Below are 13,604 nucleotides of genomic sequence, written 5' to 3'. Positions count from 1 at the left end.
GCGAGTCTCTCCGGCTCCCTCATAAGGAAGCGGTTGAATCACATTCTCCTTACCGGGAAAAGGCCTAGACACAAAAAGGCGGTGCAAGCTCGGGGCAAGATCATGCGCTTAGCTTCAATCTTGCCTGTAATGCGCGAATGGCAACTTGCCGTGCGCGGCGGCGAAGAGTTAGTGTCGCCCCGGCGCGGCGACGGGGGGTAACACATGTTCGAATGGCTGGATAACGTAGCGGGACCCGGATATGCCGCGGCGGTGCTGTGGACCTTTGCTGCGCTGGTGCTGCTCGTCATCGTACTTGTCATCGTCAAGCTGATCCGCAGCCTGACCTTTGGCACTTTCGTTGCCGGCGGCAGGAACAGGAAAACGCGCCTGGCCGTCATGGACGCAACCGCCGTCGACAGCCAAAGGCGGCTGGTATTGGTTCGCCGCGACGACATCGAACATCTGCTGCTGATCGGCGGACCAACCGACGTGGTGATCGAAACAGACATCCGCATGAGTTCACCGCGCCGACCGGCACTGACAGGCAGCGAGGGTGGACAAGAAGCTCCGCCAAGACCGCGCCAGCCCGCGCCAGTACAACAGGCATCTCCACAACAGGCAGTCCCTCAGCCGGTGGCACAAGCACCAGCAGCCAGGCCGCAGCAGCAGCCCGCCCCTGCCCCAGCGCAACCGCGCCCCGCTCCGCCCAGGATGCCGGTCGCACCAGCACCGCAGCTCGCGCCGAACACAGCGCCCCAGGCATATGTCCAGCCAAACCATGCCGCACCAGTGCGGCAGGCACCTGTGCCTGCGGCGGCACCGCCACCCCGCGACGCCATTGACGATACGCTGATGAAGGAGCTGGAGGTTTCGCTCGACGACAAACCCCAGGCCAAGGCGGTCAAGAGCGCCGATCCGTCACTCGACGATGAAATGGCAAAACTGCTCGGCGAGCTATCGAGCCAAAAGCGATAAGCTGCCAAAGCAAACCGTGCGCAAAGAAAAAGGCGGCCGAAGCCGCCTTTTCATTTCTTTCATACCGCAATCAGTCGTCTCGATAGACTTTCTCGCGGCGCTCGTGACGCTCCTGCGCTTCGATCGACAGCGTGGCGATCGGACGCGCGTCCAGTCGCTTCAGCGAGATCGGCTCGCCGGTCTCCTCGCAATAGCCGTAGGTCCCCTCGTCAATCCTCTGCAGCGCCGAGTCGATCTTGGAGATCAACTTGCGTTGACGGTCGCGCGCTCGAAGTTCGATGGCACGGTCCGTCTCGGATGATGCACGGTCGGCAAGATCCGGGTGGTTGGCATTTTCCTGCTGGAGTATTTCGAGGGTTTCGCGAGCTTCGCGGAAGATGTCGTTCTTCCAAGCAATCAACTTAGCTCTGAAGTAAGACTTCTGCCGTTCGCTCATGAACGGCTCCTCCTCAGAGGGCACATAACCAAGTGTAACGGTATCGTTCATTCGACTCACCCGATAACCCCGTTTCGCCGCCTATATATTCGCGGGTCAACCCTCACACAAGTGCATTCCTAGAAAAGTTGTCGCAGGCCTGCGTGTAGTGATTCGGGCGTGGCAAGAGCGCAACTCTCCTGCACAAGCAACGAGGAACGGCATCGTCCGGTTGCAAGGTGCCTGGCGCTTGGCTACATCCTCAGATGGCTGTTGGCACAGGCTCGTCGGGAGCTTGAGCTTCCCGGGAGCGACATTTGAGCAAGCTCTATCTTCTCAGGCACGCCAAGGCTGGCTGGGCGCTGCCCGGCGTCAGGGATTTCGACCGACCGCTCGACGCCACCGGCATCGCCGATGCTGAGGCGACCGGCACGGCGATGCGCGCCAATGGCTATGTTCCCGAACTGACGCTCTGTTCCAATGCCCGCCGCGCCCGCGAAACTCTGGCGGGTATCGCAGGCCATGCCGATACCGGACGGGTGGTTTTCACCGACGACCTCTACAGCGCGGATGCCGCCGGCTATCTTGCGAAAATCCGCGAAAATGGCCGGCACAGCTCGGTGCTGGTCATCGGACACAATCCGATGATGGAAGATCTGGCCATGGCCGTTACCGGCGACGGCGATGAGGCCGCGATGCATACGCTGCAAACAGGTTTTCCGACGTCGGGCCTGGCAGTGGTTCGGTTCGAAGGCGAGCTTTCCACAGCCGAGCTCGGTCAAGGTTATCTCGAAGCCTTCCTCACGCCGGCCGATCTTTGAAATCACACGCCATTTCAAATCCGGCCGGCGCCACCTATATCGGAGGCGACCGCATGGGGATCGACGATTGGCGTCTCTGACCACTTTCACCGACGAGGCGCGCATTGCCCTCGACACGCTTTCCGGCCGTGCCACGGGCATGTTTGCGCCTTCGCTGCGGCTTGGCGTCACCGGCCTTTCACGCGCCGGCAAGACCGTGTTCATCACCGCATTCGTGCACAATCTGATCCATGGCGGCCGGTTGCCGCTGTTCGAGGCACAGAAATCGGGCCGCATTTCACGCGCTTTCCTCGAAGAGCAGCCCGATGACGCAGTGCCCCGCTTCCAGTACGAGGATCACGTCGCCGCCCTCGTCGACCAGCGCATCTGGCCGGACTCGACCCGCGCCATCTCGGAACTCAGGCTGACAATAGAATTCGAGTCGGCTTCAGGCTGGAACCGCATGTTTTCAGCGGGAAAGCTGTCGGTCGACCTGGTCGACTACCCCGGCGAATGGCTGCTCGACCTGCCGCTGCTGGGCAAAAGCTACGACGATTTCTCGAGAGAGGCGTTTGAGCTCGCAAGTTTACCGGTTCGCGCCGATCTGTCGGAAGACTGGCGCGAGCTTGCCGCCACAGTGAAGCCCGATGCGGATGCCGACGAGATGACGGCGCGACGCCTTTTCGAGAGCTTCGCCGCCTATCTCAAGGCGTGCAAGGATGACGAGCGCGCGCTGTCGACGCTGCCTCCGGGGCGCTTCCTGATGCCGGGCGACCTCGAGGGCTCGCCGGCGCTGACATTCGCACCGCTGCCCGGCCTTGCCCAGCGCGCCCGCCCCGGCTCGCTGCATGCGATGATGGAGCGGCGCTACGAGGCCTACAAGACCCATGTGGTGAAGCCGTTCTTCCGCGAACACATCGCCCGGCTAGACCGGCAGATCGTGCTGATCGATGCAATGCAGGCGTTGAATGCCGGCCCAGGCGCCATCGCCGATCTCGAACGCGCGGTGACGGAAATCCTCGCCTGCTTCCGTCCCGGGCGTGGCAATTTGTTCACCGACCTGTTTTCGCGGCGCATCGACCGCATCCTGGTCGCGGCGACAAAGGCCGATCATTTGCACCATGAGAGCCACGACAAGCTGCAGTCGATCGTGCGGCGGCTGACCGATCGCGCCGTCGCACGTGCCAATCTCTCAGGCGCCGAGGTTGACGTTCTCGCGTTGGCCGCTGTCCGCGCCACGCGCGAGGGCACTGTCAAGCAAGGCCGAGAAACGCTGCCCGTCATCATCGGAACGCCGATCGAAGGCGAAACCATCGGCAAGGACCGTTTCGACGGCAATACCGAAACCGCGATATTTCCCGGTGACTTACCGGAAAAGGCCGATGTCGTGTTTCAGGATTTCGGCACCAATCATCGCCAGGACGCGAACGACCCGACGATCCGCTTCGTGCGGTTCCTCCCTCCCCGGCTTGAGCGCACGGCCGAAGGCGTGACGCTGTCGCTGCCGCATATTCGGCTCGACCGCGCCCTGCAGTTTCTCATCGGAGATCACCTCGCATGAGCGCTCCCCGAAAACCCGCTGCATTTCGCATCGAGCCGGAAATCGCAGCGCCGGACGTAGCTGCGAGCAAGAAGGCGCATGCGCCCCAGCCCGTCGAGCGCAAGCCGCGCGCGCTGGCCGCTGAAGCTGCAATCGTCACGCCTGCGGAGTTCGATGTCTTCGACGAGGCCGACATCGCCGCCGCCGAACCGCCGCCGGCGACCGCACCCAAGCGTAAGTCTCGCATCGGCGCGATCTTCCTTGCCGCTGCAGGTGTCCTGATCTCGCTCGGCGTCGGCCTTTGGACCGACCGGCTGATCCGGGACCTGTTCACCCGCGCCGACTGGCTCGGCTGGCTCGCTATAGGCGCCGCTGGTATCGCGGCGTTTGCATTGCTGGTCATTCTTGTCCGCGAGCTTCTCGCCGTCTTTCGCCTCGCTTCTGTCGAGCGGCTGCGCAACCGGGCGACGGACGCCATCGAACGCAATGACCCTGGCTTGGCGCGCAATGTCGTCGATGAATTGTCGAACCTTTTGGCGTCGAAGCCCGAAACGGCCGCCGGGCGGCGCACGCTTGCCGATCTGCGCGGCGACGTGATTGATGGCGCCGATCTCGTGCGGCTCGCCGAGACCGAGATCCTGACGCCCCTCGATGCACAGGCAAAGATCCTGATCCTCGATGCCGCCAAACGCGTGTCGCTGGTGACGGCGGTCAGCCCGCGCGCATTGGTCGACATCGCTTATGTGGTGTTCGAAGCCGGACGCCTCATCCGCAGGCTGGCCGAGCTTTATGGCGGGCGTCCCGGCACGCTCGGCTTCTTCCGGCTTACCCGCGCAGCCCTTGCCCACCTCGCCGTCACCGGCTCGATCGCCGTCGGCGACAGTTTCGTCCAGCAATTGGTCGGCCACGGCCTTGCCGCGAAACTGTCGGCCAAGCTCGGCGAAGGCGTGGTCAACGGCATGATGACGGCGCGCATCGGCATAGCTGCGATGGAGACCGCGCGCGCCCTGCCCTTTGCCGCCGTAAAACGCCCCGGCATGGGCGATTTCCTTGCGGCGCTCACCACATTCGCGACCAAGGACAAGACCACTGAAAAGGCCAAATAGACGAAGCATTAACCATTCTTGGTCATGGTCCTAACAGCCAATTGTTCCAGTTTCCTGCTGTCGGGTGTACCCATGAAGCGCTTGTTGTTGTCCGCTGTCCTGCCTGCCATGGCGGTAGCGCTGCCATCTGTGGTGCACGCGGAGACAATCAAGGCGCCTGAGAGCGACAAGAAGTTCTTCAAATCAGTCGAAGGCGAATGGGTCGGCCCGGGCGAGATCGTTGCCGGCAAATACAAGGGCACCAAATTCACCTGCAATTTCACCGGCTCGACACCAGACAGCAAGGTCGGCATGTCGCTTGACGGTGGCTGCCGCGTCGGCGTGTTCACCCAGAAGATGTCGGCAACCATCGAGCAGAAGGGCCGCAGCGGCTATAGCGGCAAATTCCTCGACGGCTCGGAAGGCAAGGGCCTCGACATCGTTTCCGGCAGTGTCGTCGATGGCCGAAAGGTCGTGCTTGCGATCAACCGCAATCAGCTCAACGGCGTGATGCAGGCGCGCGTGCCGGACGACAACTCCATGAATGTCACCATTTCGGTGCGCGTCGACAAGCAATTGGTGCCGGTGATCGGCATGAAGCTGTCGCGAGTCGACGGCACGGCGGTCGGCGCCATCGCCAAGAACTGATTCTTGCCTCAGACCCAACAAAAAAAAGGGCGGCACCTGAGGCGCCGCCCTTTGCTTTTTAAGGCTGAAGAATCAACCCTTGATGGCCGTCAGCAGCTCGTCATAAGCCTTGCAGGCGTCCGCCGAAGTCGTCGCACCGCTGAACTTGGATGCAACTTCCGTCACCTTGGCAGACAGATCGGCCGCCTTGGCCGGATCCTTGGTGATGGCTTCCTGAAGGGCGGTTGCTACGTCCTGGCTCTTCTTGGCCATGATCTCGGTGGTGCATTCCGGCGCCTTCGAGCAGGCCGAAAGGCCAAGTGCAGCAACGCCAAGAACAGCAAGCAGAATATTTTTCATGTCAGTCTTCCCTCGTAACCGGCAGGAAATGCCGGCAGCATTTCGACCTCCGCTGGTCGAAACCACGCCCGCCATAGCGGCATGACCTGTGAGACGCAATGGCAAGTTGCGAGGCCAGGACTGCCGCGCCGGACGTCGAAACCACCGACATTTCGAAACCCGGCGATTCGATTGGACGTTCGGGCTGTTCGGCTGCCCCCGAAGCACTTATCTTGGCCCTTTCCGCCAAAGCGGCAGCTGCCGCACGCATAAGGATCGACAAGGCGCATGGCAGCAGAAGCATCGGGTGTCGACCTGGTTCCGGTGGTGGCGCTGCTCGCGGCAGGCGTCATTGCCGTTCCCATCTTCAAACGCCTCGGCCTCGGCTCGATCCTTGGCTATCTCACCGCCGGTGTGATCATCGGCCCGTTCGGCATCGGCATCTTCTCGGAATCCGAGACTATCCTGCACGTCGCCGAACTCGGCGTGGTGATGTTCCTGTTCATCATCGGTCTCGAAATGCAGCCATCTCGGCTATGGGGCCTGCGCCGCGAAATCTTCGGGCTTGGCGCCCTCCAAGTCGGCATTTGCGCGCTTTTGCTGACCACAGTTGGGCTGGCGGGCGGCTTTTCGGTCGCTCAATCCTTCGTTGCCGGCGCGGGTTTCGTGCTGACCTCTACCGCAATCGTCATGCAGTTGCTCGACGAGCGCGGCGAGATGTCGACGCCAAAGGGCCAGCGCATGGTCTCGATTCTTCTGCTCGAAGATCTCGCCATCGTGCCGCTGCTGGCGCTGGTGGCCTTCCTCGCGCCGGTTGCGGCCGATGATCTGGGTACAGGCTGGGCAGGCCGGCTCACCGAGATCGGCATCGGCATCGCGGCGATCACCGGTCTGGTGATCGCCGGGCGCTATCTGCTCAACCCGCTGTTTCGCGTCCTTGCTGATTCGCGCGCCCGCGAGGTCATGACGGCCGCCGCTCTGCTGGTCGTGCTCGGGTCGGCACTTGCCATGCAGCTCAGTGGCCTCTCCATGGCGATGGGCGCCTTCCTCGCCGGCGTGCTTCTGTCCGAATCGACCTTCCGTCATCAGCTCGAGGCCGATGTCGAGCCTTTCCGCGGCATCCTGCTCGGCATGTTCTTCATTGCCGTCGGCATGTCGCTCGACCTTATGGTGGTCGTCGCCAACTGGCAGCTGATAGCGCTCTACGTCGTAGTCTACATGCTGATGAAGGGCCTTGGCATCTACATCGTTGCCCGTTTCCTGCAGTCAGGCCATCGCGAGGCGTTGGAGCGCGCCGTGATCATGGCGCAAGGTGGCGAATTCGCCTTCGTGCTTTATTCCTCCGCCCTTGCGGTCGGCATCATCGACGGCGAAGCCAATGCGGTGCTTACCGCCATCATCATCATTTCGATGGTGCTGACCCCGCTGGCGATTGCGGTGTTGCGCCGCTTCACGCCCCAGGACGAACAGTCGCTCGAAGACGTCGACGTGGCGGCCGAACTCAGCGGCACGGTGCTGGTCATCGGCTTCGGACGTTTTGGCCAGATCGCCAGCCAACCGCTTTTGTTGCGCGGCGTCGACGTCTCGATCATCGACAATGACGTCGAGATGATCCAGGCGGCGGCCGACTTCGGCTTCAAGATCTATTATGGCGATGGCACCCGGCTCGATATCCTGCATGCGGCGGGTGCGGGGCGAGCGCGCGCCGTGCTGATCTGCGTCGACAAGGAGGATGTCGCGGTCCGCATCGCTGAAAACCTCGCCGCCGAGTTCCCGCTGGTGCCCGTGCTGGCCCGCGCCTATGACCGCGGCACGGCGATCCAGCTCATTCGTGCCGGCGTCGACTACCAGCTGCGCGAGACATTCGAATCGGCCATCGTCTTTGGCGGCGCCACGCTCGAAAAGCTCGGCGAGGATCCAGACGATGTCGCCGAGGTGATCGAAGAAGTGCGCCGCCGCGACGCCGCCCGGCTGGAAATGCAGTTCGCCGGTGATATCAGCTCGGGCGGCGACTACCTGCAGGGCAATATTCCAGGGCCTGTGCCGACACCGCTGACACCGCCGCGCCGCGCCGCCAAGGCGCTCAATGAGGAAGCCGCGAGCATGATCGCCAAGAAGACAACGGAAAAGACGGAAAGGAACTGACGATGGTGGACAGGCAGCGCGCAACCGAGATTGTCGCCTATTGGCGCGAGGCCGGCCCCGACGGCTGGTTCCGCAAGGACGACATGTTCGACGACGGTTTCCGCAGCCGTTTCGGCGACCTGCATATGGCGGCAGCCAAGCGCCGGTGTGATGCCTGGGCGGAAGACGCGGAAGGCGCGCTGGCGCTGATGATCCTGCTCGACCAGTTTCCGCGCAATTGCTTCCGCGGCAGCGGCCACATGTATGCCACCGATCCGCTCGCCCGCCACTTCGCGCGCAAGGCGAATGCCGATGGCCATGACCTCGCCACCGATGCGCCGATCCGGGTGTTCTTTTATCTGCCGTTCTCGCATTCCGAGTCGCTCGCCGACCACGACATCCCGCTTGAGCGCTCGACTGCCCTTGGCGGCGAATACCTGAAACATGCCATCGGCCATCGCGACATCGTCGCGCGTTTCGGCCGCTTCCCGCATCGCAACTTCATCCTCGGCCGCGAATCGAGCGAACAGGAGCTGGCATTCCTGGAGGCGGGCGGCTTTTCCGGCTGAGCCTTCAAAGCTCCAGGCGCATCAAGGGGCGTCCGGGCCGGCGTTCGACGGCACGCGCAAAGCCGGCCTTTTCGAACACCCGCGTGGAGCCGACGAACAGTCCGACCGAGCGCGAGTCCTTCGACTGGTCCATCGGGCACGCTTCGACAACGCGCGCGCCCGATTGCCTGGCGAACGCGACGCCGGCATCGACAAGTCGGTGCGTCAGCCCCTGGCCGCGCGCCTTGTTGCGGATGAAGAAGCACGAAATCGCCCAAACAAGCGGATCGCTGGCATCGCCTGGCTCGAACGGTGCCGAGCCCCTGCCCGCATTGTTGAATTCCGGCACGTCGGCACGCGGACCGATCTGCATCCAGCCGCTCGCCTCACCATCTTCGAAAGCAAGCAGACCCGGCGGCGGGCCGGCCTCGATGCGCGCCTTGATATGATCCTTGTTGCTCTCGCGATTGTTTTGGCGGCGTGCCGCCGGCGGCAGCCTGAAATAGGTGCACCAGCAGCCGTAGCAGGCGCCCTGCTTGCCAAACAGGTCCTCGAAATGCGGCCACAGATCGGGCGTCAGCGGCGAGATGGCAATAGTCATGGCATGGCTCCGTCACGCAGCCTTGTCCCGGCGGGGCAGCTGACATAAAATCGCATCTGTTCTCTTTATGTTCGCAGCGAAGGCAATGCCTGTCAACGATCCCAGCCACGGTTTCTGCCGCGACTGCCTTGCCCTTCAGCGCGGCGCGGGGCCGCGTTGCCATGCCTGCGGCAGCCCGCGCCTGTTGCGCCATCCCGAGCTCTACAAGCTGCATCTCGCCCATATCGACTGCGATGCGTTTTATGCGGCGGTGGAAAAGCGCGACAATCCCGACCTGAAGGACAAACCCGTGATCATCGGCGGCGGCAAGCGCGGCGTGGTCTCGACCTGCTGCTACATCGCCCGCATCCATGGCGTACGCTCGGCGATGCCGATGTTCAAGGCACTGGAGGCTTGTCCCGAAGCTGTGGTCGTCAAACCCGATATGGAAAAATATGTCCGCGTCGGGCGCGAGGTGCGTACGATGATGCAGGCGCTGACGCCGTTGGTCGAGCCGATCTCCATCGATGAGGCCTTCCTCGACCTCGACGGCACCGAGCGGCTGCATGGCCTGCCACCGGCGCTGGTGCTCGCCCGCTTTGCAATCACGGTGGAAAAGGAGATCGGCATCACCGTCTCCGCCGGGCTGTCCTACTGCAAGTTCCTCGCCAAAATCGCCTCGGACTTCCGCAAGCCGCGTGGATTTTCCGTGATCGGCGAAGCCGAGGCTGTCGGCTTCCTGGCGCAACAGCCGGTGACGATGATCTGGGGTGTCGGCAAGGCGTTTGCCGCGACGCTTGAAAGCGACGGCATCCGCTCCATTGGCCAGTTGCAGCGCATGGATCGCGGCGACCTGATGCGCCGCTACGGCGTCATGGGCAGCCGGCTCTTCCATCTGTCGCGCGGCCAGGACGACAGGCAGGTTTCGCCCGACCACGAGGCCAAGAGCGTTTCTGCCGAAACCACCTTCGACAGCGATCTCGCCTCGGCGGCGGACCTCGTGCCGGTGTTGCGGGCGCTGTCGGAAAAAGTCTCGGCCCGGCTGAAGAAAGCGAACATCGCCGGCCGCACAGTCGTGCTCAAACTCAAGACGCAGGACTTCAAGACAAGGACACGCAACCGCCAGCTCGCCGATCCGACACGGCTCGCCGACCGCATCTTCCAGACCGGGATGCAATTGCTGGAGAAGGAGACCGACGGCACCAAATATCGCCTGCTCGGCATCGGCGTCAGCGACCTGTCCGACGACGAACGTGCCGACCCGCCCGATCTTGTCGACGTCCAGTCACGCAAGCGCGCGCTCGCCGAAGGCGCCATCGATGCGCTGCGTGACAAGTTCGGCCGGAAGGCCGTCGAGACAGGCTATACTTTCGGCAAGGGCCGCAACGCCCATCCACCGGAGCCGCTCGAAGATTAAAGCACCGCGACGGGATTTAGCCTTGCTCAGGCGGCCTTCTGCACCGAGCTCACCGTGCCCATATTGTCGACGACGCAGGTGTATTTCTGGCCCGATGCGTTGAGATCGACCTGATATCTGGTGGCGTCCAGCTGCGACGAGCCGACCGGCAGCACCTTGTTGGCATCGACGCCGGCCTGCGTTGCCGCCGCACTGGCACACATCAGCTGCAGATCGGCCGGAGCGGTCTGCACGGTGGTCCGCGCCATGTTCTGCGGTTCGGGCGCGGTAGAGGAACAGCCTGCGGCCGCAAGGCCGATCAGCAAGCCAGTCCCGGCAAGCAAAGTCGTTCGCATGATATCCCCTCGTTGCACGCGTTTGTTGTTATCGGACGGCGGCGCTCACACCCCCTTGTAGAGCGCGGCCCCTTGCATCAGCACCACGACCTTGGCGCCCACCTGGACCTGCGAATGCAGGTCGACGATGTCGTCATTGTTCATTCGGATACAGCCCGACGAAACGTCGAGACCGATCGTCCAGGGTTCGGGCGTGCCATGGATGCGATAGATGGTGTCCTGGTCGCCCTGGTAAAGGTAGAGCGCCCGCGCACCGAGCGGATTGTCGGGACCGCCGGGCATGCCGCCAGCGAACTTCACCGCGTTCGGATCGCGTGCGACCATCTCGGCCGGTGGCGTCCAGGTCGGCCATTCCGCCATGCGCCCGACGCGCACGATGCCGGCCCAGCCAAAACCATCGCGGCCGACGCCTATACCGTAGCGCACCGCCTTGAGACCCGGCAACACGAGATAGAGGAAGTGCTGGTTGCCATCGATGATGATCGTCCCAGGCTTCTCGGCGGTGCGGAAGTCGACAATCTGGCGCCGGAAGGCGTCGGGAACCTGGCCATGGGCGGCGTAGTATTGCCGCGCCTTCTTGCGATCGTAGTTGATCCACTTGTGCGTCTTCGGATCGAAGATCTGCGTCTGATCGGCCAGCGCCAGCGTCGTTCCGAGCCCGATGGCGACGGACAGTGCGACGGCCTGGCCCAACCTTCCACGTAGACGCGATATGCCTGTCATTGAGCTTGTCCCCGTTTGCCGCCTGTCCGGCCTACTGCAGCCATGCCTTCACGCGATCTTCGTGGCTCGCCACCCATTGCTCGGCAAACTTCGCCGGATCCTGCCGCTCGACTTCGATGGCGTAGCTCATCGCGGTCACTTCGTCGGCGGTGAAATCGATGTTGTCGAGGAACTTGGCAACTTGCGGCAAGCGCTTGGACAGGGCCGTCGCATAAGCCAAGCTGAAACTTGACGGCTTCCAGGCCACCGGCGCTTCCGACTTCGACAGCCACATCGGATCGTCCGCCTGCAAGACGACGTTCCATTTCGAAGCATCGAAAGCCGGCTCGCTCAGCTGCTTGATCTGGTGAAGTTCGAACACGTGATGCGGGCTGTAGCAGTAGAAAATGATCGGCCTGTCGGTAGCGGCCGCGGCATCGACCGCCGACATGGCAACCTCCTCGGGCATTTCGAGCAGCGTCATGGTGTCGGCATAGCCGTAGCTCTTGGCGCGAATGCGCTCGACATCGGTCGACAGCCAACCGCGGGCGCCGATCCACATCTCGCCCTTGCCGTCGCCATCGGTGTCGAAGACCTTGGCCTTGGCAGGGTCCTTCAGATCGGCGACATCGTGAATGCCAAAATCATCATAGGTTTTCTGCGTGACGCAAAGCCCCTGGGTCGCCGCCACGTTGCGCGAGCTGAGATGGACGGTCCCGCGCTCAGTGCTGAATTTCTGGATGAGCTTGTCGAAATTGGGTTGCCAGACTTCGGGGTAGACATCGACAGTGCCTGAATCCAGGCCAGTGAAGGCGATCATCGTCCCCATCTCCTGGACGTCGACCTTGACCTGAAGGGACTTTTCCAGCGCGGCCTTGATGATGTTCGCGGATGCCTGTCCAGAAGGCCAGTTGGGCATCGCCACGACCAGATCGGCAGCCGACGCCTGGAGGGCTCCTCCCGAGATCACAGCCGCAACGCAGACACCTCGCAATAGGGGCTTCATATCGTCCGCCTGCCTCGTTTCCGCTGATGGGCAGGATTTATTCTTATCGATGCCAAGTCAAGCCGCGTTCCGCGACAATCAGTGGCGGCCCAAAATCAGCTGTTTCAGGCAGGCTTACCTTCGATGATGCTGATACGCGGGCCGGCGCCGATTGTGCGCGTCAGCCTGAAGCCGGAAGCTTCGAAGAGTTTTGCGAATTCCTCGGCGGTCCTTTCTTGCCCTCCGGGCACCGCCAGCATGTTGAGGTCGGCGAATTTGACAGGCGCGCCTTCGTTGGGCGGCGCCAGCACAGCCTCCAGTACCAGCAGCGTACCGCCTGGCCGTATCGAATGCCGGCAGCTTTTCAGGATTGCGATGGAACGCTCGTCGTCCCAGTCATGGATAATCCACTTCATGACATGCGCATCGGCACCGTCAGGAACCGAGGTGAAAAAGTCGCCGCCGACAATTTGGCAGCGGTCCGCGACCGAGGCGGCCTGAAGCGTCGAGGCAGCACCAGCCACCACCTGCGGTTGGTCAAACAGGATGCCTCTTTGGCCGGGATTTCGCGAAAGGATCTGGGCGAGAAGTGCGCCCTGCCCGCCACCGACATCCATGACGACTTCGAATTGGCCAAAATCATAGGCAGCAAGCACCGCGTCAGCCACCAGGCGCGACAACGCCGTCATCGCCCGGTCAAAGATAACCGACTCCTCGGGATGCTCCACCCGATACTGCCAGACGCCCTTGCCATGCGCATGCTGGAATGCGTTCTCGCCGGTGCGCACGCTGTGCAGCAATTCGCTCCATGCCTGGCGATAGTTGGAGCGTTCGACGAGACGAGCCCAAGGCGCCACGGATCGTGGTGCATCCGAACGCAGCCCTGATCCAAGCGCGGTCAGCGAGAACCGACGGTCGTCGCCTTCATGCAGCACTCCGACAGAAGCCAGTGCGCGCAGCAGCCGGTAAAGCGTCTGCGGATGGCAATGCGTGGCCGTGGCCAGATCGTCGCTGGTGCGGCTGCCGTCCTTCAGCTGATCGGCGACGCCAAGGGCTGCGGCAACGCAAATCGCCTGGGACACCTGATATCCGTTGACCATCTGCATGAGCTGAGTGGCGGCGGCATTCTCGTCCATGACGATACTCCGGC

The 13,604-nt window shown here is 62.8% G+C and carries 15 protein-coding genes; 8 read left to right on the top strand and 7 right to left on the bottom strand.

Annotated features, from left to right (window positions below; translation table 11 throughout):
- Window positions 1–204: 204 nt before the first annotated feature.
- Window positions 205–957, top strand: a complete 753-nt coding sequence (locus AC1RTB_RS24450) for a hypothetical protein (RefSeq protein ID WP_492881767.1) — start codon at window positions 205–207, stop codon at window positions 955–957.
- A gap of 70 nt (window positions 958–1,027) precedes the next feature.
- On the opposite strand, the gene dksA is transcribed toward AC1RTB_RS24450, so the two are convergent.
- Window positions 1,028–1,444 carry an RNA polymerase-binding protein DksA gene (gene dksA, locus AC1RTB_RS24445; protein ID WP_476784386.1) on the bottom strand — a complete coding sequence of 139 codons (417 nt, stop codon included), beginning with the start codon at window positions 1,442–1,444 and terminating at the stop codon, window positions 1,028–1,030.
- Window positions 1,445–1,689: 245 nt separating this feature from the next.
- On the opposite strand from dksA, the gene AC1RTB_RS24440 reads away from it, so the two are divergent.
- The 4 genes from AC1RTB_RS24440 (at window position 1,690) to AC1RTB_RS24425 (ending at window position 5,445) form a co-directional block, all read left to right on the top strand.
- Complete coding sequence (locus AC1RTB_RS24440; protein ID WP_492881766.1) at window positions 1,690–2,193, top strand: SixA phosphatase family protein; 504 nt, start codon at window positions 1,690–1,692, stop codon at window positions 2,191–2,193.
- Between the two features lie 67 nt (window positions 2,194–2,260).
- Window positions 2,261–3,733 (top strand): YcjX family GTP-binding protein, encoded by a 1,473-nt coding sequence (locus AC1RTB_RS24435; RefSeq protein WP_492881765.1) that lies wholly within the window; start codon window positions 2,261–2,263, stop codon window positions 3,731–3,733.
- Window positions 3,730–4,818 carry a YcjF family protein gene (locus AC1RTB_RS24430; RefSeq protein ID WP_492881764.1) on the top strand — a complete coding sequence of 363 codons (1,089 nt, stop codon included), beginning with the start codon at window positions 3,730–3,732 and terminating at the stop codon, window positions 4,816–4,818. Before AC1RTB_RS24435 ends, AC1RTB_RS24430 begins: the two co-directional genes overlap by 4 nt.
- 108 nt (window positions 4,819–4,926) lie before the next feature.
- A complete protein-coding gene (locus tag AC1RTB_RS24425; protein ID WP_492881813.1) occupies window positions 4,927–5,445 on the top strand; it encodes a hypothetical protein in 519 nt (172 codons plus the stop codon).
- A gap of 72 nt (window positions 5,446–5,517) precedes the next feature.
- Here the strand turns inward: AC1RTB_RS24425 and AC1RTB_RS24420 are convergent, their stop codons facing one another.
- Window positions 5,518–5,784, bottom strand: a complete 267-nt coding sequence (locus tag AC1RTB_RS24420) for a hypothetical protein (RefSeq protein ID WP_492881763.1) — start codon at window positions 5,782–5,784, stop codon at window positions 5,518–5,520.
- Between the two features lie 267 nt (window positions 5,785–6,051).
- On the opposite strand from AC1RTB_RS24420, the gene AC1RTB_RS24415 reads away from it, so the two are divergent.
- Both AC1RTB_RS24415 and AC1RTB_RS24410 read left to right on the top strand, forming a co-directional pair.
- The gene (locus tag AC1RTB_RS24415; protein ID WP_492881762.1) at window positions 6,052–7,908 is read left to right on the top strand and encodes a monovalent cation:proton antiporter-2 (CPA2) family protein; all 1,857 of its coding nucleotides are present in this window, start codon (window positions 6,052–6,054) and stop codon (window positions 7,906–7,908) included.
- A 2-nt stretch (window positions 7,909–7,910) separates the two neighbouring features.
- Window positions 7,911–8,456 carry a DUF924 family protein gene (locus AC1RTB_RS24410; RefSeq protein WP_492881761.1) on the top strand — a complete coding sequence of 182 codons (546 nt, stop codon included), beginning with the start codon at window positions 7,911–7,913 and terminating at the stop codon, window positions 8,454–8,456.
- Between the two features lie 4 nt (window positions 8,457–8,460).
- Here AC1RTB_RS24410 and AC1RTB_RS24405 read toward each other — a convergent pair whose 3' ends face one another.
- Window positions 8,461–9,036 carry a GNAT family N-acetyltransferase gene (locus AC1RTB_RS24405; RefSeq protein ID WP_492881760.1) on the bottom strand — a complete coding sequence of 192 codons (576 nt, stop codon included), beginning with the start codon at window positions 9,034–9,036 and terminating at the stop codon, window positions 8,461–8,463.
- A gap of 67 nt (window positions 9,037–9,103) precedes the next feature.
- Between AC1RTB_RS24405 and AC1RTB_RS24400 the strand changes: the two genes are divergently transcribed.
- Window positions 9,104–10,432 carry a DNA polymerase IV gene (locus tag AC1RTB_RS24400; RefSeq protein ID WP_492881759.1) on the top strand — a complete coding sequence of 443 codons (1,329 nt, stop codon included), beginning with the start codon at window positions 9,104–9,106 and terminating at the stop codon, window positions 10,430–10,432.
- 26 nt (window positions 10,433–10,458) lie between these two features.
- On the opposite strand, the gene AC1RTB_RS24395 is transcribed toward AC1RTB_RS24400, so the two are convergent.
- The 4 genes from AC1RTB_RS24395 to AC1RTB_RS24380 all read right to left on the bottom strand — a co-directional run bounded on the left by AC1RTB_RS24395 (window position 10,459) and on the right by AC1RTB_RS24380 (window position 13,590).
- Window positions 10,459–10,767 (bottom strand): hypothetical protein, encoded by a 309-nt coding sequence (locus AC1RTB_RS24395; RefSeq protein WP_492881758.1) that lies wholly within the window; start codon window positions 10,765–10,767, stop codon window positions 10,459–10,461.
- A 45-nt stretch (window positions 10,768–10,812) separates the two neighbouring features.
- Complete coding sequence (locus tag AC1RTB_RS24390; RefSeq protein ID WP_492881757.1) at window positions 10,813–11,490, bottom strand: L,D-transpeptidase; 678 nt, start codon at window positions 11,488–11,490, stop codon at window positions 10,813–10,815.
- Window positions 11,491–11,521: 31 nt separating this feature from the next.
- Complete coding sequence (locus AC1RTB_RS24385) at window positions 11,522–12,475, bottom strand: ABC transporter substrate-binding protein (RefSeq protein WP_492881756.1); 954 nt, start codon at window positions 12,473–12,475, stop codon at window positions 11,522–11,524.
- 104 nt (window positions 12,476–12,579) lie between these two features.
- The gene (locus AC1RTB_RS24380) at window positions 12,580–13,590 is read right to left on the bottom strand and encodes a methyltransferase (protein WP_492881755.1); all 1,011 of its coding nucleotides are present in this window, start codon (window positions 13,588–13,590) and stop codon (window positions 12,580–12,582) included.
- Between the last annotated feature and the right edge of the window lie 14 nt (window positions 13,591–13,604).

The sequence above is a fragment of the Aminobacter sp. GW821-FHT11F06 genome (assembly GCF_058808215.1).
This window is presented reverse-complemented; position numbering and strand designations above follow the sequence as displayed.

What these genes read in the sequence shown, in the direction of transcription:
- AC1RTB_RS24450 (WP_492881767.1), top strand. Translation starts at nt 205, where the DNA reads ATGTTCGAATGGCTGGATAACGTAGCGGGACCCGGATATGCCGCGGCG.
- dksA (WP_476784386.1), bottom strand. Translation starts at nt 1,444, where the DNA reads ATGAACGATACCGTTACACTTGGTTATGTGCCCTCTGAGGAGGAGCCG.
- AC1RTB_RS24430 (WP_492881764.1), top strand. Translation starts at nt 3,730, where the DNA reads ATGAGCGCTCCCCGAAAACCCGCTGCATTTCGCATCGAGCCGGAAATC.
- AC1RTB_RS24425 (WP_492881813.1), top strand. Translation starts at nt 4,927, where the DNA reads ATGGCGGTAGCGCTGCCATCTGTGGTGCACGCGGAGACAATCAAGGCG.
- AC1RTB_RS24420 (WP_492881763.1), bottom strand. Translation starts at nt 5,784, where the DNA reads ATGAAAAATATTCTGCTTGCTGTTCTTGGCGTTGCTGCACTTGGCCTT.
- AC1RTB_RS24415 (WP_492881762.1), top strand. Translation starts at nt 6,052, where the DNA reads ATGGCAGCAGAAGCATCGGGTGTCGACCTGGTTCCGGTGGTGGCGCTG.
- AC1RTB_RS24410 (WP_492881761.1), top strand. Translation starts at nt 7,911, where the DNA reads ATGGTGGACAGGCAGCGCGCAACCGAGATTGTCGCCTATTGGCGCGAG.
- AC1RTB_RS24405 (WP_492881760.1), bottom strand. Translation starts at nt 9,036, where the DNA reads ATGACTATTGCCATCTCGCCGCTGACGCCCGATCTGTGGCCGCATTTC.
- AC1RTB_RS24400 (WP_492881759.1), top strand. Translation starts at nt 9,104, where the DNA reads ATGTTCGCAGCGAAGGCAATGCCTGTCAACGATCCCAGCCACGGTTTC.
- AC1RTB_RS24395 (WP_492881758.1), bottom strand. Translation starts at nt 10,767, where the DNA reads ATGCGAACGACTTTGCTTGCCGGGACTGGCTTGCTGATCGGCCTTGCG.
- AC1RTB_RS24390 (WP_492881757.1), bottom strand. Translation starts at nt 11,490, where the DNA reads ATGACAGGCATATCGCGTCTACGTGGAAGGTTGGGCCAGGCCGTCGCA.
- AC1RTB_RS24385 (WP_492881756.1), bottom strand. Translation starts at nt 12,475, where the DNA reads ATGAAGCCCCTATTGCGAGGTGTCTGCGTTGCGGCTGTGATCTCGGGA.
- AC1RTB_RS24380 (WP_492881755.1), bottom strand. Translation starts at nt 13,590, where the DNA reads ATGGACGAGAATGCCGCCGCCACTCAGCTCATGCAGATGGTCAACGGA.